Raw genomic sequence first — 18,638 nt, forward strand, 5'->3', positions numbered from 1 at the left:
ACGACCTCTTTAACAGGAACAAGGTAGCAGTTTTTCAGGAAGCCCTAACTAGATTTCGCTCCGAGCTTGAGGTGCGTCTCTTATGAGAACACACATTGTTTTTGACTGCTTGGAAGAGAGAAGGAGCGGCTGGAATTTACAGAGTGGAGTTACTGTTATTGTTTTCGCGAACCTGAAAGACCTGGTTACACAAACCGTTGCTTCTGATGAGAATGTATTTTCTTCTGAAAACGAGTCCGTAGGGGATAAAATATCGCTTAAAGAAAGCGGGTCATTCGACCCGCTTAAAATCCAGTCTATTAGCTTCTTAAAGGTCTAGTACCCTAGAGATCTGGGATCGAGAGCATCTCTCAGCGCATCTCCGAGGAGGTTGAAGCCCATAACAACAATGAATATGAATATCCCCGGTATTAGTAACCAGGGAGCTTCTGTCATTGCCTTTATACTTTGTGCCTGCGACAACATCAATCCCCAGCTTGCCGAAGGTTCAGTTATTCCCAGCCCAAGGAAACTTAAGCCTGCTTCTCCAAGAATATATCCGGGTATCGACAGAGTTGCTGCAACGATAATGTACGTTGCCGTGTTCGGGATTATGTGCCGTAAAATAACTCGTGATGATGGATAACCCATAGCAACTGCTGCTTGAACGAACTCTGTCTCTTTCAGTCCCAGAACCATGCCTCGGATTACCCTTGACATCCCGGGCCAACCAATAAAACTCAGAATTACAACTATCAAGAGATAAGTCATATGCGAAGGTATACTTGTAGGCAGAATCGCACGCAGCGAGATCAAGAGATAGAAACTGGGTATCGACATCAGAACCTCGGTGACCCTCATGAGAATTTCATCGGTAATACCACCAAAGTATCCGGCGGCACCTCCAATCGAAAGTCCAAGAGAGAAAGTGATAAGTATGGCAAGAAGTCCAATACTCATAGAGATTCTAGACCCAGCAAGAATCCTGGAGAATACGTCCCTTCCGTATCTGTCTGCCCCAAACAACAAGAGTTTCGATGGCTGGTCTGTTCCGAATAAGTGAATGTTAGTTGGAAATAACCATAAGAGCTTGTAATCCCAGGACTTGGCGAAGAACTTGATCGGGTACTTAACAGTTTCGTACTCTGTAACTTCGGGTTCGACGACTACTCCAAGAAGATTAGGTGAGATTTCGAGCTCGGCTAGAAACTCCTTTGCTAGCTCAACGTCTTCTCCATCAATGTCGATAACTTCATTGTAAATACTTATAGCCTCGAGAACAATGTCCTTGATTTCTGCTTCCTTTTGAGCAAACACTCTGTGAAGAGATCGCTCAGTTACGACTTTTACTGGCGGCCCAATCCTTTGAAGTTCTCTGAACCTGCTTGGGCTAAGGGAATCTATGGTGGTTCTATTAGAAGTCTCACTGACCATCATCTTTTCGAAGAGCTCCAGTTCGCTCAGCTTGATGTTCTGGATAACCGAGTAGTCGGGTTGTCCCAGATTAGCCCTATTGCCTTCTGCGTCAAGAGCATATCTAACCGTTTTTATGGTAAGAAATATATCTATTACCCCGTCTTCACCCTTTGTGAAAGTGATTTCTGTGCCAGTTGACCTATCCAACGCAGTGATCGAACCTATAGAAACACCTTCAACAAATGTTGTTCTGTACGTTTCGGGGTCTCTTTCCATTACCCAGGCGTAAATGTAAGGAGCAGTAAGCTTACCGCTCTCGTCGGTCCAATGAACTCTTGAAGGTGGCGCAAAAGAAAGTCCCTGTGTCTGTTCATAAGGGTTGGTAGGGGACAAGAAGTCGGCCAGCAATGCTATGATGTACATGATTATCAGGATCCATAAAGAAATCATCCCCAACTTGTGCTTTCTCAAAGCTCTCCACACAAGCTGCCATCTACTCATGTACTTTACTTCAAAGAGATCTTCTTTACTGACTTCAGCACTTTTCAATGTATTGTTATCATTGGTTTTTTTCTTCTTCATTTTACACCCCTCAGCTCAGTCTATAACGAATTCTGGGATCGACCCATGCAAGCAGAAGATCGGCCAGCAGATTGCCGACTACCAGAAGGACAGCGGAAAGGAGCAACGTGGCCATGACAAGGAACAAATCCTGAGCATTCAGGGCTTCAATGACTAGTCTTCCCATTCCTGGCCAGCCGAAAACCGTCTCTGTAAGAACTGCGCCGCCGAGCAAACCAGAAAGTGCATATCCAAACATTGTGACTATAGGATTGATAGCATTTCGAACTGCGTGCTTGTAGATAACGTTCTTCTCAGGCATTCCCTTTGCCCTAGCAAAAAGAACATAGTCTTGCCTCAGCTGGTCGAGCAACTGGCCTCTCATTTGCCTCATCAGACCGGCAAGTCCAGCAGTACCCAAGGTGACCATTGGCCCGACCACGTGCCAGAGATAATCACCGATCTTGCCGATAATACTCAGTTCGTTGAAGTTTTGCGAGATCAATCCTCCTATTGGGAACCACCCTGTCTTCGCCGCCATAAAGAGCCATAGCAAAGCAAAGAAGAAGTTTGGAATAGAAATACCAATGAATGCAAGGAAGGCAAAAGTTTGATCACTGAGCGAGTATTGATGAAGGGCTGAATATATGCCAAGAGGAATGCCGATTCCCCAGGTAAAAATCAGTGTGGTGATGCTAAGCAGAAGAGTTGCTCCCAGTCTCCTGAAAACCAGTTCGAAGACAGGAATCCTGTAACTAAATGAATAACCGAAGTTCCCTGTAAGAACGTTGCCCAACCACTTGAAATACTGCACGAATACATTCTGATCAAGGCCAAATTGATTCTCAAGAACCTTTATCTGATCTCTCGAAATAGAAGGGTTTAACCTGTATGCATCCAAGAAATCACCGGGGGCAGCGGATATAATCATGAAGGCCAGTATAGAGACTCCGAGCAGAACCGGAATTGCTAGAATCAGCCTTCTAACTATATATTTCAGCACCTTATTCCCTCCTCAAAACTCACACTAAGTCTCTCGATGATACGAAAAGCGGGAGGGAAACCCTCCCGCAACGAGAATCAAGATATTACTCTTTCCACCAGCCTTCTAACTGGAATAGCAGGCCTGTTGCAGGTGTTAGTTTTTCTACCGGCATCTTAATATTGTTCTTGTAGACATAAAGGAAGTTCTGTGCAATTGTGAACACAAGTGGCTGATACTCAGCAAAGAGCATCTGGAATTCAGCAAATAGGTCATATCTGTCTTGTGGATCAACCGCTGACGTCTGGAGTCTGTAGATTTCATCGACTCTCTTCTCCCAGTCGGGGAGAATGTACATGTCCTCAGTTATGTGATCGTCAGGATTGTAGTCCGGAGGATAGTTCCAGAAGTGCAGTCCGCCGTCAAGCCTGTAAACGTTCCAGCCTGTTCCGGGGTCAACACTACCGGTGAGTCCAATGACGACAGCGTCGTAGGTCGCATCTGTCAGTCTTGAAACAACGGTATTGAAGTCAATAGGTCTGAAATTGACCTTAATTCCAAGTTTTGCAGCACCATCGACGATGATGTTGCTTATTGCCTCTCTGACTACGTTTCCAGCATTTGTAGTGAGCTCAAACTCAATCGGGTTTCCATTTGCATCAACACAGGTTCCATCTGGAAGCCAGTCGAAGCCGCCTCTCCTGAGCTGAAGTCTGGCTCTTGTTATTGAGTACTTGTAATCGAATTTCTCGATTTCAGGGTAGTAGAAACCGCTTGATGGAGAGACCGGACCGTATAGAGGAGAGCCAAGCCCATTGTATAGAGATTCAATTATAGCGTCTCTATCCATCGCGTAGACGAAAGCTCTTCTGAACCCATCGTTTCTGAACCATTCTCGCTTAACGGGATCTGGGTTGTTGAAGTTGAAGGTAATAAACTGCGAGCCGAGAGCGGGACCACCGACACCGGTTATCCAGCCCTTATCTGCGGCCATTTCTGCTAGCCTCGGGAACTGCTCGGCAGTCGGTCCGTAGAGATCGATCTGTCCTGCTTCAAATCTGAGCAGAGAGGTATTCTGGTCGGCGAGAAGCTCGTAATTCAGCTTATCGAAGTATGGCAATCTTACACCGTTGCCATCGACTTTCCAGTAATATGGATTTCTCTCGAAAACGATTCTGACGCCTTCGATGTAATCGGTAATAACAAAGGGTCCCATTCCGACTAGCTTGTCAAAGTCAGCGATCGTCCAGAATTCCGGATAGGTACCGTTGGCGACAACTTCCTCGAGCACATGCTTTGGCATGATGGGGCGGAAGCCGATCTGCCTAAGGGCCGTTACCTGGGGAACTGTCCAGGTGAAGGAGATCGTTGTGTCATCGACGATCTCGACCACTGGAAGCTGGTCGTTAGAATCCAGATAGGACCCGTTGCCGTTTGCCGTGTTTTCCGGGACAAAGGAAACATTTACGAATGTCCAGTAAACATCGTCAAGTGTGAATGGTGCTCCATCGGACCACTGAATGCCCTCCCTTATCTGCACGAAGAAAGTCAATCCGTCATCAGAGAACCACCAGTCTTTTGCAAGACCGGGAAGCGACGGCATACCACCCTCATCGGCTTCAATAAGAGTTGCCAGTATGAATCCTAGAGGATCTGTTGAACTAGTTTCCTGTGCCCAGTCATAGTTAAATGTCTTTGGATCTCCCAAGCCCCAGTAATAGAAAGTACCTCCGGGCTTGCCGTTCCATGTCTCTTCTACGTGATACTCGGGAGCTGCGAAAAGGATTCCAACAGCAATGAGTACTACGAGAAGCACTAAGAGTTTCTTCATTTACTTTCCCCTCCTTGTTCATGAGATGTGGAATAAAGATGGCACGCAACATAATGGTTTTCATCCGCCTTGAACATGGGCGGATATTCCTTGGTACAAATATCCATTCTGTACTTGCATCTCGGATTGAAGAAACAGCCAGACGGTCTGTTTATTGGACTGGGAACCTGTCCGCCAACCAGGTCTTTCCGGTTACGTTTCTTCTTTGGATCGGGTATTGGAGCAGCCGCCAAGAGCGCCTTTGTGTAAGGATGCAATGGGCTGCTGAAGATCGACTCACTATTGCCCTGCTCTACGATCCTACCAAGATACATGACAGAGACTTCTTGAGAAATAAACCTTACCAGAGAAAGATTATGAGAGATAAATACATAACCTGCATTGAGCTGCTCCTGCAGTTTCTCAAAGAGATTGACTATCTGAGCTTGAACCGAAACATCCAAGGCAGAAGTCGGCTCATCGAGAACGATGAGATCGGGGTTTACACTGATAGCCCTTGCAACGGCTATTCTCTGCCTCTGACCACCGCTGAACTGGTGCGGATATCTGTCCACGTGATATTGCTTAAGACCGACTTTTACAAGCAGTTCCTTCACCATTTCAACTGCTTCGTCAAGGTCTTTTGCAAGTTTGTGAAAAAGGAGTGGTTCAGTTAACATCTGCCCAACTGTCATCCTTGGATTCAGAGAAGACATTGGGTCCTGAAATACTATCTGTGCCTTTTGCCTGAGAAGCTTCTTCTTGTGATCTGACTTATCAAATAGAATATCGATTGCCTTGGAAGAGTCCTTATTGACACTATTGTAGATCTCGTACATCTTCTTTTCGAAAGGCTCAAAACCAACTCCGTCACCATTATTAAATTTCTCCGTATCGAAATACTTCTCTTTCAGATACTGTTTTGCCCTTCGCTTCTTCATGAAGTAGAAAGTGGTGTCTTCTTCATCAATGAGCATCTCTCCATCAGTCACTTCATGAAGGCGGATAATCGACTTACCGATTGTAGTCTTGCCACAACCCGATTCTCCAACTATACCGATTGTCTTTCCTCTATCTACCGAGAAAGACACATCATCAACTGCCTTGACGAATCCTACAACTCTCTCGATGAGGAATCCTTGCTTGACTGGAAAGTATTTTTTCAGATTTCTAACTTCAAGAAGCTTCATTCTTGAGCCTCCTTGACCAGCAATACTTTGTTAGTAATTGGGTTCCAGCATCTGACGAAATGATTATCCTTCATTTGCTCAAGCTGTGGCATCTCTTTGTAGCATTTGTCTGTTGCTCTTGAGCACCTTGGAAGGAATGGGCATAGCACGGGTGGATTCAACATAACTGGCGGCTGGCCAGGAATAGGAAGGAGTTTATCTTGTTTTATATCAAGTCTTGGAATGCACTCAAGAAGTGCAAATGTGTATGGATTCATCGGACTGTCAAAGATTTCGAGAGAGTCCGCCATTTCCATTTGATAGCTTCCATACATAACGCTGATTCTCGTGGCAATTTCAGCGATTACTGCGAGATCATGGGTAATGAAAATCATGCTGCTGTTGAACTGCTCCTGAAGATCCTTCATCAGTTCTAAAATCTGAGCTTGAACTGTCACGTCTAGAGCAGTTGAAGGCTCATCGGCAACCAGGATTTCAGGATCGCACGACAGCGCTATCGCTATTACTACTCTCTGGCGCTGTCCCCCGGAGAGTTGAAAGGGATAATCATCGATTCGTTCGGAAGGCTTAGGAATTCCCACCTGTTCGAGAAGCTTTATCGATCGTTCTCTTGCTTCCTCTTCGGTAACTTTCTTGTGATGAACAATGGTCTCTATCATCTGGTTACCAACTGTGTACATCGGGTCAAGGGAGGTCATAGGGTCTTGAAAGATCATCCCTATGTGTTTTCCTCTGACTCTGGAGAAACTATCTTTCGGAAGCTTTGCCAAGTCAATATAATCCTTTTCACCGCTCTTACTGAATTCGTCGGTTAAAAAGAGAATCTCGCCACCAGCAATAAAGCCTGGGTTATCAACCATTCCGGCTATTGTTTTGACTGTTACGCTCTTTCCAGAACCGGTCTCTCCAACTATTCCTAAGACATCATCTCTATAAAGATCAAAAGAGACATCTTGAACGGCCTTAACAACTCCTTCTGCCATACTGAAATGAGTAGATAGATTCCTTATCGAAAGGATTGGCCTTTCCTGCAACCAAATCACCCCATATTCATTTTTCTCGAATTATCACCCACGGAGTTAAGTAAATGCTTACTGTATAATTATTACATATATTTGCACATAATATCAAGTGGCCGGGGGCGATGTATGTTAGAAGCAGTAAGGGAAATATGGTTTGGAGAAGGTACTACCTACGTCAAGATATGTTACGGTAATGTGTATGCTGACGGAGAAGCAGGACAACTTGGAGATCGTGGAAAAGTGGACGGACTGGATATCTTGTCAGTAAATGAGTCGAATAATGAGATTCTTATCAAAGTAGATGGAATAATAGATAAGGACAGAGGTGAATCGGTGGACATCAGGATCGATGAGACGAGGAGACGGGACATCTCGCAGCAGCACACTGCGCAGCACCTGTTATCGGCAGTGTTTCTTCGAGAATTGGATGCCGAAACCGTTGGGTTTCAGATGGGGGAAGAACACACGACAATCGACCTTTCGCTTGGTGTTCTCACAGATGATATGATTTCTCACGTTGAGAGAATCTGCAACGATTTGATCGGTGAGAATCTTCCAGTAAAAAGCTTCAGTGTCAAAAGATCTCAGCTTCAGAAGTTGGGATTGAGGAAAGAGATAGATCAGAGAATCAGCGAAAGTGACAAGGACATCAGAGTGATTGAGATTGAAGGGATAGATGTAAGCGCCTGCTCGGGTCTTCATGTTGAGAGGACGGGGCAAATTAGGCTCGTGAAAGTCCTGAAACGCGAGAAAGTCAAGGGTTCTCTCACCAGAGTCTTCTTCGCCGCGGGAAATAGAGCCCTAGATGACTATGTCGCAAAACACAATCTCACAACCAAGTCGGCTTTATTTCTCACCTGCAAATACTCCGATCTGCCGAATCGGATCGAATCCTTAATAGGCGAGCTCAAAGCAAGCAATTCGATAATAAGAAGCCTCTCTGAAAGACTAGGTCATTATATAGCGGAAGATATTGATAGATCGCGATCGAGGATTACTTTTCTTGAAGAAGAGGAGAGTGTTCTAGCTGCAATTACCAAATTCGTCACACTGGAAGAGTATCTTATTATTGGAAAGGCAAATGATAGATTCCTGCTTTTTGGTAAAGGCTTTGACTGTCAGGAGGTCCTTACAAGAGTCAAGGAAGAACTGGAAGTTAGAGGTGGTTCTGGTAAGGATAGAGGGCAGTTTCTTTTCGAAGGAGATTTTTCAGCGGTAAAGGAGCTTATTCTAAAGAACTTCTCATAATTGGAAGAGTTGGTGAATGAATTGAAGACGAGAATTCCTCCGAATAGTATTGAATCTGAAGAGGCTGTTATAGGGAGCATCTTGATTGATCCAGATGTGGTCCCGGATGTGATGGAGCTTCTCACAAGTAGGGATTTCTACTCTCGAAAGAACCAGTTGATCTTCTCCGCAATGGAGAAGTTGTTTGATGAGGGGAGTCCGGTGGATATTGTGTCAGTTACTGAAAGACTAAGAACCGGCGGAGTGCTCGAAGAAATGGGAGGCGAAATCGAGCTTGCCAAACTCGCGGATGTCGTTCCAACCTCTGCCAACTTCTTTTATTACGGCAAGACTGTAAAGGAGAAGGCTCTTCTGCGATCGCTGATAACTGCGGCCAGCTCGATAGTTGAAAACGCATATGAGGGAGAAGAAACAGACGAGATCCTTGACAGTGCAGAGAAAGCGATATTCCAGATTACAGAGGCGCAGATTTCGAAGACGTATCAGCATATTGGTAAGATAATGCATGAGCTATTCCAGAATCTTGAAAGGCTGAAAGAGAATGCGGTGACCGGTAGGATCACGGGTATCGCATCTGGTTACAGGAAACTGGATGAAGTTACCACAGGATTTAGACCGTCGGATTTAGTTATTGTTGCTGCACGCCCATCGATGGGAAAGACTGCTTTTGCTCTTAGTCTGGCAACCAATATGTCTCTGAGATTTCAGTTGCCAGTAGCTGTCTTCTGTCTTGAGATGTCGAAGGAACAGCTTGCACAGCGACTTCTGTGTAATGTCACTAATTTTGAACTATCTCGCCTCAGGGCAGGAGATATTGGCACTGAAGATTGGAAACGTTTGACAAATGGTGCCAGTACCCTGCAGACGGCTCCTATAATTATAGACGATGAACCATCCCTTGATCCCAGAACGCTCAGAGCAAAGGCGAGGAGAATCAAGATGGAGCACAACGTTCAGGTCATATTTGTCGATTACCTCCAACTGATGCATACGAAAGGCAGATCCGACAACCGTCAGCAGGAGATCTCGGAGATCTCGAGATCTATGAAACTCCTGGCAAGGGAATTGAACATCACCGTCGTTGCACTTTCGCAGCTTTCCAGAGCGGTGGAGCAAAGAGAAGATAAGATGCCGCGTCTTAGTGATCTCCGTGAGTCTGGAGCTATTGAACAAGATGCTGACACAGTGATGTTCCTTTATCGTGATGATTATTACAAAGATAAGAGCGATGTAAGCAATTTTCCACAGGTTACCAAAGTGATAATCGGAAAGCAAAGAAATGGTCCGGTAGGTACCATAGAACTGATGTTCCATCCAAAAACGGCAACTTTTTACGACAAGGCGTTTGAAGAAGAATGATGATAGAAGCAGTTGATTTGACAAGGCGTTTCGGGGATCTAACAGCCGTTGATAATCTGAATCTGAGAGTATTGTCAGGAGAGATATACGGTTTTCTTGGACCAAACGGCGCGGGCAAGACAACTACTATAAAGATGCTGACCGGAGTAATTGCTCCTAGCTCGGGAAGTATACGAATTGCGGGGCTCGATATTGAAAGAGACCTCATGGAGATCAAACAGATAATATCTGTTGTTCCGGATGAACCCAAGATGTACGAAAATCTAAAGGGAATAGAATTTGTGAAGTTCATAATCGACATATACAAGCTTCAACCCGAAGAGACCATATCAAGGCTTAGAAACCTGGCAGACGCGTTCAAGATCGATTACCTTGGAAAGTACATAGGAGATTACTCTCATGGGATGAAGCAGAAACTCATGGTTGCCATTGCTCTCATGAGAGAATCATCTGTGATATTCCTCGATGAACCAACCGTTGGCCTTGATGCCTCAAGCGCAGGGAAGCTGAAAGCATGGCTTAGAAACATTGCAAATAGGGGAGCAACTGTATTCATGACAACTCACGTGCTCGAAGTAGCGGAAAAGATGTGCGACAGAATTGGAATTATCGATAGAGGTAGGATGATCGCAGAAGGCACGCTTTCTGATCTGAAAGAAAGCTTCGGCAGTGTGGAGTCAAGTCTTGAGGATCTCTTCCTGGACATTACCGGTGATAACAGTGTGAAGGCCTTGATAGAGAGTCTGGAGGAGGAAGAGTGAGGGTTTTTCTGACATTTCTGCACGAGATTCTTGTTGGATCGATAGCAATCTCTCAGCTCTTCTTCTGGGAAGCCTCACTTTCAGCCGGATTGATGCCTTTATCGATTCTTATGGGAATAGTCGTCTACAGACAGGAGTTTGAAAAGAACATACGTTCAAAAGATATGCTTACTGATAGTGCCAAGGGAGTTCTAAAGAAGCCATCTGTCCTGATACTCTTGATTTCGTTGTTGATCTGCTGGAACAGGAGTCTCTTTTCAATTCTTGGTTTTGTTTCATCTATGGCCTTAGTGATCTCACTCGCTTCGTTTTCCTTTCTTCCATTTAGAAAGCTGAGGAGAATAGAGGAGAAATCTGTAGCAGTCTTCATTGCAGCTACCACGCTTATAATAGGTTGGGTATTTCCGTCAATTCTGAAATCTTCTCTGTTTACCAGCGGATATCTTCCTTCTTTCTGGCTTCTCCAAATTGCCTCTGGCGACCTTACTGCTTTCCTCCTTGTTGTTGTTTTGTCCCTATGGCTTATTAGAATCAGATATCGATTCGACAAGAAAGGCTGAGATTACAAGCAAAACATGAGCTTAACTATAGTTGGCTTTATAAGTAGTAAAATCGTTATAAGAAACCATTGAAAGGAGCTGAATAATAAATGCAGATTTCACTTGATCAATTCTTGGGTGCGATAATGTCCAGAGTAGATAATCTTGAGGCAACCATAGATGATCTGAGACTCAGAACAAACATCGCTATGCGTTTGGTAAAGTCGGCCGTTCCTCAGCTAACGAAAGATGATGTTGAGAGGGCAGTAAGTGAAGAGCTGGAGGTAACAAAAGAAGCAGGAATGATGGAAGAAAACGACGAAATAGAGGCGATTTCTGAGAAGCTTACAGAAAGTATCTATGGGTGGCTTGAAGGGGACGTATCTGAACTCAGAGAGAAAATGGATGCCTACAGAAAGAAGCTTCAGGAAGCTATGGAAGCTGAGAAGAGCAAAGTAATCGATGTTGCTCCTGCCGGTTTTGTTAACCAGCTTGGTCAGGAGATAGGTAACAAGAAGGGCAAGATAGTTTTCTAGAACTATGGTTGCGGAGAACTAGTAATGCTGAGGCGCTTTTGCGCCTCAGTTTTCAATATATCCCTTAAGAAGCTTCAAAGTATTTTCGAGCGCTCTGTAATGAGTCCTTTCGTATCCGTGAGAGGCTTCAACTCCGGGACCGACTAGTCCAAACCTGACATCGTATCCGGCTCTCAGAGATGCTTCCACATCAGATCCATAAAAGGGATAGATGTCTACTGAGTATTCGGCTTTCACTTTCTTTGCAGTTTCGATCAATCCCTTAACGATTGAGTGATCGTAAGGTCCACCCGAATCCTTAGCACATATCGAAACCACAAATTCATCGGTCTTCAGAGTATCGCCTATCGCTCCCATATCAACAGAGATTATCTCTTCGCAATCATCTGGCATCGCAGCCGATGCGCCATGTCCTACTTCTTCATAGTTCGAGAAAAACAAGTAAGTTTTTCTTCCGCAGATCGCTTCGCCAGAAGAGACTTTCTTTGCTAACTCTAGAAGGATTGCTGCGCTTGCTTTGTCATCAAGATGTCTTGACTTCACAAAACCACTATCGGTAACCATCACTCTAGGATCAAATGAAACGAAATCCCCTGCTTCAATACCAAGGTTTTTAAGATCTTCTTCGCTTCTTACCAATTCGTCTACCCGGATTTCCATATTTGATATCTTGCGTTCAAGAGTCCTTGCGTTTTCAAAGACATGAACGGAAGGTGATATGGACTGGATTGTTCCCGTGAAGGATTTTCCGGTTTTCGTGTGAATTACGCAGTTCTCGTTTTCAATGCTATTCATTGTGAATCCGCCAACGTTGGTTATCTCTAACCGGCCATTCGGCTTCAGGGATTTAACCATAGCCCCAAGCGTGTCAACGTGTGCAGCCAACACCAGAGGTCTTCCTTTGCCGCCGAGCTCTGCCACCAGAGCTCCCTTTCTTGTTCTTCGCGGACTGAACCCCAATTCCTGCAGTTCAGACTCAAGATAGCCAATAACGGTGTTGGTGAATCCGGATGGACTTGGTATGTTGGCTAGATCGACTAGTTTCTTCACAATGTACATCTCGCTGTATTTCAAGTAACTCCCTCCACTTCTATCTGAGCAAACCTTTGACAATCATATCAGTGGCTTCTTCCTCGCTCAACCCTTTTGACATCAAGGTTTCCATCTGCTTGACATTTACTCTGCCAATAGAGGCTTCGTGTGTCAGTTCGGCCTTCTCGTTTTTTACATACAACTCAGGCATAGTACCTACTTCTACAGAATCGCCCTTAATGATTTCGTTGCACTCAATATGGCCTCTCGAATATGGTGCGTTTCCATAGGCTTTGTTGATGATTTTCGCCTTACTTCTGTCTGTAGCAAAAACAGTAGTTTTTGCAATTCCGGATGAGCCTTCGCCATTCAGATGGAGCTCTTCATCAATTTCGAGATAATCGTCTTCACGCTCATATACTTTTGATTCGATATGCGCTGTAGAATTCTTCTCAAGATTGACGTACATCTTTACAAAGAGCTTTCCTACTCTAGTCTTGGTAAGATAGAACATATTCTGGAATCTGCCACCTTTTCTAACGACTGTATTGTAGGTTGCCCTAACCGTTACTCCGCCGTCCTTGCTGTGCATGTGAGTGTCTTCGTAGAACATCTCAGCGTTTTCTCCAACATCGGTGTCGGCAACCATCGAGTGCGTGAAATTCACTCCGCTCGGGAATACGCAGTGTGATATGAATTTCGCCCGGGCTCGACTTCCAAGACGGTTGTGAATAAGCACTTCCTGTGTTCCTTCAGGTTTCAGATAACCTGTGCATAGGTGAATAGGGTTTTCGATAACAACGTCATCTTCAATATCGAGCCAGATTTCCACTCCGTTATCCAATTCTTTTGCTCTAACATGAACACCTTCGACCGTATTCCTTCCGATCACTTTGTTCCCGCTCACTATAATAGAGACGATGTCTTTGCGCAGAAAATCAGAGACGTTACCGCCTGATTTTTCGTACTCTTTTGCGATAGCAGTGAATTCCCTCTCATAACTTGATTCAATCATTTGCAAGACCGCCTTCTCTAATCGGTTCATTTATGTGCTGACAAGTGTCACAGAGTTTCCTGTAGAAGCTGACAATCTCTTCTGGCTCGCCCGAGGCAATTATTCTTCCCCCACAGAGAAGATATGCTTCATCTGCCATTCGCGCAATCTCTTCACGATGAGTGATGATTATTACTACCGAACCCTTATCCCGCAGTCTTTCAAGAACTCGTTCAATCATCTCCATGGACATAATGTCAATGCCTGAGTCTGGTTCGTCAAGGATCGTTACTCTAGGATTTACCAGCATTATCGAGGCGAGTTCCACTCTCTTTCTTTCCCCTCCACTGAGTGACTCATCGACAAGTCTATCTAGATATTCCTTGTTGAGTCCCACAATTGACAGGGTCTCATCGAGTTCTTCTCTCGAGAGTCTTAGTTTTCCGCCGAGCGTCAGATACTCTTTCACAGTAAGTCCTTTGAACCTGGCCGGTTCCTGCCAACTCAGAGAAATTCCCTTCTTTGCCCTGTCAGATACTGATAGAGTGTCGATTTCTTCGCCATCTAGAAGTATCTTTCCTTCGTAGTCGTTGTGAGATTCTAGCCCCATCAGCACATATGATAGAGTTGATTTTCCTACACCGTTGTTTCCAAGAATCGCGTAAACACGTCCTTTTTCAAAGGAAGCAGTGAGACTGTTCAGAATGTTTCGTTCATCTCGGATTAACTTGACCTCTTTAACTTCCAGCATTTATATACCTCCATCTTCTTCAACACTATCATAAGTCCGATCAATAACGTCAGCAATACCCGAAGTATTACCTGTGTAACACCCAGGTGACGTTTAACGGGTTACCAAAGTGAATAAAGCTGAAGGAACTTCTCGATTTCGTTTAGGGCTGATTCGGCCTTCTCAAGTGCTATTCCTGAGAACTGTTCTTCTTCCATCTCTCTCATAATTAGTGATGAAGTTTCCTCGCTCCAGAAATATACTTCTTCGTAAAGATTGTCGAACCATTCTCTTGAAACGTAATCCTTTAGAGGAGTTAGCTGGCCAATGCTGCCTAATGGGACGACTCGATTCGTTGCTTTCATCGTATTCCAGGCAAAGACCTCTCTCTCTGCTATCTCTTGAACCTTATCCAGTCCATCGAGACCGTAGAGAAGAAGTACGTTTCTTGAATACTCGCCGTAGACGTTGTTGCTTCCCTTCAACCATCCACCAGGGTTGTATTCGATGGCGGTTTCGTAGAGTGTCTCGAGATGCCCTCTCTTAGATTTCGGAAGCTTTCTGATCGAATCTACTAGAGAGGTTAGAGAGCCGCTGTCTGCAACAAAACCTTCGAGTTTCTCCAGTTCTTCTGAGACTCTCTCGGCAGCAGCCATCGCGCGGAAAAGCAAGCTTGCCACATTTTTCACTACCTGAAGATCGGGAGATATCTTTGTGGACCTCAGAAGAGCATCTATCGCATCCAGAGTCACTTGATAGTCGATAAGCAGATTGATATCCAAGACCTCTAGCAGAGCAGAAACATCGGTAGCCGTAAGGTCTGCTCGCAACAAACCGGGTAACTCTCTAAGGTATGAGTGATCGATTTCCAACTCGCTGAGCATACCTCCCGGCGATGTGTCTTCGTTAAGCCAGGTCGAGAAGATATCTTCTCTGGCGAATATCTCTGTGAAGGCATCGGCTAATGCATTGCCCGACATATTGAGCTTTAGACGGAAATCTTCCTTTCTCTGAGCAGTCAAATACATGTATCCTATGTAAGCCTCTGACAAATATTGGCCTCTGGAAATCTCTCTAGATGTCGACAGATTACGCATCGCGGAGTAGAAACTGTTTGACGAGTCCTGCCTCGCCCTTAGAAGCGCTGAAGAAGCAGATCGTAGCTTAGAATTCAGCGCGGATAACGTTGACGCAAAGGCATTTTCTCGTTCTTCAGAAGCCATATGTTGAAGCAACTCTGAGGGTGCCTCAGGATAAGTCCTCTGCAATTCAATCAATCTATCGGGAATATAGTCATCATGTTGAAGATAGGAGTACCTTCCCTCATAGTCCTCAAGATTCTCGATTTCCCTCTTGATACTTCCGATCGAGTTTACTAACTCTGGAATCTGCGGGTTAATGCTTTCAATTCTTCTGTAGTCAATGTAGCCTTTTGTGAAAAGGCCTTCCGCGAAAAACGTTCTACTCATCAGAACTGACGTACTCAGCGCGAATACAACCAGCAGTAGCGGAAGTACCTTTGACATAGGAACAGTGACTCCCTTCGCTTCGGAAAACTCAGGGCTCATGATGAATCCAAAAAGGAAGACAGCTAGTAATGCGTTTGGCATCAGATGACCAGGAAAGGAAAGTACTGAATGAACGAATATTATCAGTAACCCGGCTTCGAGAAAGAGATACTTTGTGACCTTCTCGACAGAGGAGGATCTCTTCACCACCCCGACAGTGTAGAAAAGCATTGCAACTATGAAGGTCATAATTAGGACGATTCCGATTATTCCTGTTTCACTCATCTGCTGAAGATACTCGTTGTGGGTTCGGATGCTGTTCAGACCTGCAACATACATGTACTCTGGCTCTTCAGTCAGTACCTTTCCCATATTCTCCGTAGAAAGATACTTGTATGATCCGAAGCCTGTACCCAGAAAGGCTGAACTCTCCCACTGTTTGATAGCTGCTTTCCACTGAAGAATTCTGACGTCGACGGAAACGTAGTCGTCAGTGGTATACGTTAACCTCTCCGAGAAACTGAAACGGCCGCTTGTCAAAGGGTTGTCTCCAGAGTAGACGATCATAATGACTATCGTGGAGATAATAAGAAGAATGACAAATAGCCTGCTAAATACAGAAATGAAGGATCTGAGTTTGAACCTCAGAATTGAGAAAATCAAGAAGACTACTAGAAAGACTATCGATATTATTACTGAATAATAGACTGCTCTTGTTTGGCCTATCACTATTACTATCAAGAAAAGTGAGTAGAGTGAAAGGTAGAAGTAGTGCCGAATCTTCTCGTGCTTCCAGATCTTCTTCTTGGAAACGGTTAGAAAAGCAGCTGGAAATAGCAGCATTGCCATTAGGTCGGTCGTGAAGTTCACGTTTCCTATAACGGATGAGAGATTTCCTCTTGTGAACGGATTGTTCTCAGTCCCCCAGAGCAAGCCATATCCCGTGTAGAATGAAAATACGGCATCAAAGGCTATGATAAGCCCCGCAAACAGGAAAAGTTGGAGAATAGTCAGTAGAGTTTCCTGTTTCTCTGCCGAGATGAGCAATGAAAAGAGGAGAAAGAGAAGCAGATTCATTGCAAAACCGAGTGAAGTAAGAAAGACGTTTGGCAGCGTGTTCAGAAGTTGGAAGGTAGTCAGACACGCATGGAATCCAAACAACAATGAAAGCAGCTGCGGAAGCGTTACTCTGACACTGCAGGGATTCCTCACAGCTTTCAATGAGAAAGAGACTATGAAGATCGCTATTGAGACCGATGCAAAATAGAACTTAGGTATGCCCATGTCCCAGGTGAAGCCCTTGATTGCGAAGAGCGAAGATCCGAAAACTAGAACAGCAAGAAACAAGAATCTTCCTTTGCGCATTGTGTCCCCTCCCCACAGTCTGCTCTCAGAGTCCCAATTACTGTTTATGACGAAGACTCATGAGAGAAATTGCTACTCCACTACCGTAACGATTACCTCACGGCTCCTAGGACCGTCAAATTCGCAGAAATAAACGCACTGCCATATTCCCAGCGCGAGTGAATTGTCTCTGAAAGGTATTGTAACTGAAGAACCAACCAAGGAAGCCTTAATATGTGCATCAGAATTCCCTTCGCGGTGTCTGAATCTATCACTTTTTGGAATGCTTTTTCCCATCCATTCTAAGATGTCCTGAACAACATCTGGATCGGAATTCTCGTTGATTGTTACTCCTGCCGTGGTATGCGGAACAAAGACATTAACAATACCGTGTGAGACCCTCGACTCTCTAACTGACTCAACTATGAAATCGGTGATGTCTATCAGCTGATTTCTAAGGCTTGTTTTTACAGCATATCTCATAAAAATCAATGGAAGACCACGTTTGTAATAATTACCACGTATCCGTTGTGCTCTTCAAGCTGAACTTTGACGTTTTCTTCCTTAACCTTATACTTATCGGCAACGTAAGTCTTTATCTGGTGTACCATATCCTTACCGCTATTCTGGAGGATATCTTGAGGGATCACTTCTCTCACCGGTACTGAATACCTCCTGCCACCAGTTATGGAATCAAGTCTATCCTTTGCTTCTTTTCTGCTTCCTTCGGTTTTCTTCTTCTTCCTGAAAAGTCCAAAGAACATACACTTCAACTCCCTCTTAGTCTCTTCTGAAGATGCGCTTAAGGAATTCAAGGAATCCTTTCGATCCTTGCTCAAGGATATCCCGTTCAACGGGGATCGGTTCTCCCTTCATCCTCAAAGCAATGTTCTCGAAGACCTTTCCGATTCCTTCTCCATTTCCGTTCAGGATAACCGGTACACCCTTGTTTGTTGCTATGATTACCTCGTCACTATCTGGAATAATCCCGATCAGGTCGATTGCGAGGTTACTTTGAATATCCTCTCTTGTAAGCATATCACCACGTTTGACCATCTGAACTTTGAAACGGTTTATCACGAGTCTGATATTCGCTTCCTGCATCCCGGAGTTCTCCAGAAGTCCGATGACCCGATCAGCGTCAGTAATGGCTGGAAGTTCGGGAGTAGTAACAATCAAAGCTTTTTCAGCTGCAGCTATGGCGTTCCTGAATCCTCTCTCTATTCCTGCAGGTGAGTCCACAATGACATAGTCAAACTTCGGATACAGCTCACTAATCATTTTCTTCATATCTTCGGGGGAAAGCATTTCTTTCGTTGCAATTTGTGAGGCCGCGAGTAGATAAAGTCCCTTGATTTGCTTATGCCTCACTAGCGCTTCAGAAGCAGTTACCTTACCATTTGCAACATCTAGAATTGTATGCACAACTCTATTCTCAAGACCCAATGTGATGTCCAGATTCTTGAGACCTATGTCTGCGTCAATAAGGCAAACCTTCGCCCCTGAATTGGCAAGAGCACAACCAATATTGGCCGTGATTGTTGTCTTGCCGACTCCCCCTTTTCCGGAAGTCACAACGTATACTTTGGCCATTTCTATCTACCTCCAGCCGTTAGACTTTTCTGAA

General features: G+C 44.7%; 18 protein-coding genes. 6 read left to right on the plus strand and 12 right to left on the minus strand.

The genetic code is table 11. The features are described 5' to 3' along the window. Window positions 1–82 precede the first annotated feature (82 nt). Window positions 83–319: a hypothetical protein gene (locus Q502_RS01260; protein ID WP_099830620.1), complete on the plus strand. Its 237-nt coding sequence runs from the start codon at window positions 83–85 to the stop codon at window positions 317–319. Here the strand turns inward: Q502_RS01260 and Q502_RS01265 are convergent. From Q502_RS01265 to Q502_RS01285, 5 genes are all read right to left on the minus strand, one after another. Continuing rightward, window positions 316–1,977 (minus strand): ABC transporter permease, encoded by a 1,662-nt coding sequence (locus Q502_RS01265; protein ID WP_099830621.1) that lies wholly within the window; start codon window positions 1,975–1,977, stop codon window positions 316–318. The genes Q502_RS01260 and Q502_RS01265 overlap by 4 nt on opposite strands. Before the next feature lie 10 nt (window positions 1,978–1,987). Beyond that, window positions 1,988–2,959 (minus strand): ABC transporter permease, encoded by a 972-nt coding sequence (locus Q502_RS01270; RefSeq protein ID WP_099830622.1) that lies wholly within the window; start codon window positions 2,957–2,959, stop codon window positions 1,988–1,990. 85 nt (window positions 2,960–3,044) lie between these two features. Next, window positions 3,045–4,769, minus strand: a complete 1,725-nt coding sequence (locus Q502_RS01275) for an ABC transporter substrate-binding protein (protein ID WP_099830623.1) — start codon at window positions 4,767–4,769, stop codon at window positions 3,045–3,047. After that, window positions 4,766–5,938 (minus strand): ABC transporter ATP-binding protein, encoded by a 1,173-nt coding sequence (locus Q502_RS01280; RefSeq protein ID WP_099830624.1) that lies wholly within the window; start codon window positions 5,936–5,938, stop codon window positions 4,766–4,768. The genes Q502_RS01275 and Q502_RS01280 overlap by 4 nt, the downstream gene beginning before the upstream one ends. Continuing rightward, entirely contained in the window at window positions 5,935–6,972 is a 1,038-nt protein-coding gene (locus Q502_RS01285; RefSeq protein ID WP_099830625.1) for an ABC transporter ATP-binding protein, read from the minus strand. The genes Q502_RS01280 and Q502_RS01285 overlap by 4 nt, the downstream gene beginning before the upstream one ends. 114 nt (window positions 6,973–7,086) lie before the next feature. Between Q502_RS01285 and Q502_RS01290 the strand changes: the two genes are divergently transcribed. The 5 genes from Q502_RS01290 (at window position 7,087) to Q502_RS01310 (ending at window position 11,403) form a co-directional block, all read left to right on the plus strand. Continuing rightward, window positions 7,087–8,208: an alanyl-tRNA editing protein gene (locus tag Q502_RS01290; RefSeq protein WP_099830626.1), complete on the plus strand. Its 1,122-nt coding sequence runs from the start codon at window positions 7,087–7,089 to the stop codon at window positions 8,206–8,208. Between the two features lie 12 nt (window positions 8,209–8,220). Beyond that, window positions 8,221–9,567 (plus strand): replicative DNA helicase, encoded by a 1,347-nt coding sequence (dnaB, locus tag Q502_RS01295; protein WP_165775398.1) that lies wholly within the window; start codon window positions 8,221–8,223, stop codon window positions 9,565–9,567. Further along, on the plus strand, window positions 9,567–10,328 hold the full coding sequence (locus Q502_RS01300) for an ABC transporter ATP-binding protein (protein ID WP_099830627.1): 762 nt from the start codon (window positions 9,567–9,569) through the stop codon (window positions 10,326–10,328). The genes dnaB and Q502_RS01300 overlap by 1 nt, the downstream gene beginning before the upstream one ends. After that, on the plus strand, window positions 10,325–10,888 hold the full coding sequence (locus Q502_RS01305; protein ID WP_099830628.1) for a multidrug transporter: 564 nt from the start codon (window positions 10,325–10,327) through the stop codon (window positions 10,886–10,888). The genes Q502_RS01300 and Q502_RS01305 overlap by 4 nt, the downstream gene beginning before the upstream one ends. Window positions 10,889–10,977: 89 nt before the next feature. Further along, window positions 10,978–11,403 carry a hypothetical protein gene (locus Q502_RS01310; RefSeq protein WP_099830629.1) on the plus strand — a complete coding sequence of 142 codons (426 nt, stop codon included), beginning with the start codon at window positions 10,978–10,980 and terminating at the stop codon, window positions 11,401–11,403. Between the two features lie 45 nt (window positions 11,404–11,448). Here Q502_RS01310 and Q502_RS01315 read toward each other — a convergent pair whose 3' ends face one another. From Q502_RS01315 to minD, 7 genes are all read right to left on the minus strand, one after another. Beyond that, the gene (locus Q502_RS01315; protein ID WP_207759767.1) at window positions 11,449–12,477 is read right to left on the minus strand and encodes a M42 family metallopeptidase; all 1,029 of its coding nucleotides are present in this window, start codon (window positions 12,475–12,477) and stop codon (window positions 11,449–11,451) included. Between the two features lie 16 nt (window positions 12,478–12,493). Further along, window positions 12,494–13,450 (minus strand): SufD family Fe-S cluster assembly protein, encoded by a 957-nt coding sequence (locus Q502_RS01320; RefSeq protein ID WP_099830630.1) that lies wholly within the window; start codon window positions 13,448–13,450, stop codon window positions 12,494–12,496. Continuing rightward, entirely contained in the window at window positions 13,443–14,180 is a 738-nt protein-coding gene (locus Q502_RS01325; protein WP_099830631.1) for an ATP-binding cassette domain-containing protein, read from the minus strand. Before Q502_RS01325 ends, Q502_RS01320 begins: the two co-directional genes overlap by 8 nt. A gap of 101 nt (window positions 14,181–14,281) precedes the next feature. Beyond that, window positions 14,282–17,032, minus strand: a complete 2,751-nt coding sequence (locus Q502_RS01330; protein WP_099830632.1) for an O-antigen ligase — start codon at window positions 17,030–17,032, stop codon at window positions 14,282–14,284. 72 nt (window positions 17,033–17,104) lie between these two features. Continuing rightward, entirely contained in the window at window positions 17,105–17,494 is a 390-nt protein-coding gene (locus tag Q502_RS01335) for a secondary thiamine-phosphate synthase enzyme YjbQ (RefSeq protein ID WP_099830694.1), read from the minus strand. Between the two features lie 5 nt (window positions 17,495–17,499). After that, entirely contained in the window at window positions 17,500–17,775 is a 276-nt protein-coding gene (locus Q502_RS01340) for a cell division topological specificity factor MinE (protein WP_006491911.1), read from the minus strand. Window positions 17,776–17,791: 16 nt separating this feature from the next. Beyond that, entirely contained in the window at window positions 17,792–18,604 is an 813-nt protein-coding gene (gene minD / locus Q502_RS01345; RefSeq protein WP_099830633.1) for a septum site-determining protein MinD, read from the minus strand. Window positions 18,605–18,638: the final 34 nt, after the last annotated feature.

The organism is Mesotoga sp. Brook.08.YT.4.2.5.2., from assembly GCF_003351125.1.
In the GTDB taxonomy this organism is placed as follows: domain Bacteria; phylum Thermotogota; class Thermotogae; order Petrotogales; family Kosmotogaceae; genus Mesotoga.

Excerpts from the sequence above, each read along its gene's own strand:
- Q502_RS01260 (WP_099830620.1), top strand. The coding sequence starts at position 83 with ATGAGAACACACATTGTTTTTGACTGCTTGGAAGAGAGAAGGAGCGGC.
- Q502_RS01320 (WP_099830630.1), bottom strand. The coding sequence starts at position 13,450 with ATGATTGAATCAAGTTATGAGAGGGAATTCACTGCTATCGCAAAAGAG.
- Q502_RS01335 (WP_099830694.1), bottom strand. The coding sequence starts at position 17,494 with ATGAGATATGCTGTAAAAACAAGCCTTAGAAATCAGCTGATAGACATC.
- minD (WP_099830633.1), bottom strand. The coding sequence starts at position 18,604 with ATGGCCAAAGTATACGTTGTGACTTCCGGAAAAGGGGGAGTCGGCAAG.
- Q502_RS01310 (WP_099830629.1), top strand. The coding sequence starts at position 10,978 with ATGCAGATTTCACTTGATCAATTCTTGGGTGCGATAATGTCCAGAGTA.
- Q502_RS01280 (WP_099830624.1), bottom strand. The coding sequence starts at position 5,938 with ATGAAGCTTCTTGAAGTTAGAAATCTGAAAAAATACTTTCCAGTCAAG.
- Q502_RS01340 (WP_006491911.1), bottom strand. The coding sequence starts at position 17,775 with ATGTTCTTTGGACTTTTCAGGAAGAAGAAGAAAACCGAAGGAAGCAGA.
- Q502_RS01325 (WP_099830631.1), bottom strand. The coding sequence starts at position 14,180 with ATGCTGGAAGTTAAAGAGGTCAAGTTAATCCGAGATGAACGAAACATT.
- Q502_RS01290 (WP_099830626.1), top strand. The coding sequence starts at position 7,087 with ATGTTAGAAGCAGTAAGGGAAATATGGTTTGGAGAAGGTACTACCTAC.
- Q502_RS01300 (WP_099830627.1), top strand. The coding sequence starts at position 9,567 with ATGATAGAAGCAGTTGATTTGACAAGGCGTTTCGGGGATCTAACAGCC.
- Q502_RS01275 (WP_099830623.1), bottom strand. The coding sequence starts at position 4,769 with ATGAAGAAACTCTTAGTGCTTCTCGTAGTACTCATTGCTGTTGGAATC.
- Q502_RS01265 (WP_099830621.1), bottom strand. The coding sequence starts at position 1,977 with ATGAAGAAGAAAAAAACCAATGATAACAATACATTGAAAAGTGCTGAA.
- Q502_RS01330 (WP_099830632.1), bottom strand. The coding sequence starts at position 17,032 with ATGCGCAAAGGAAGATTCTTGTTTCTTGCTGTTCTAGTTTTCGGATCT.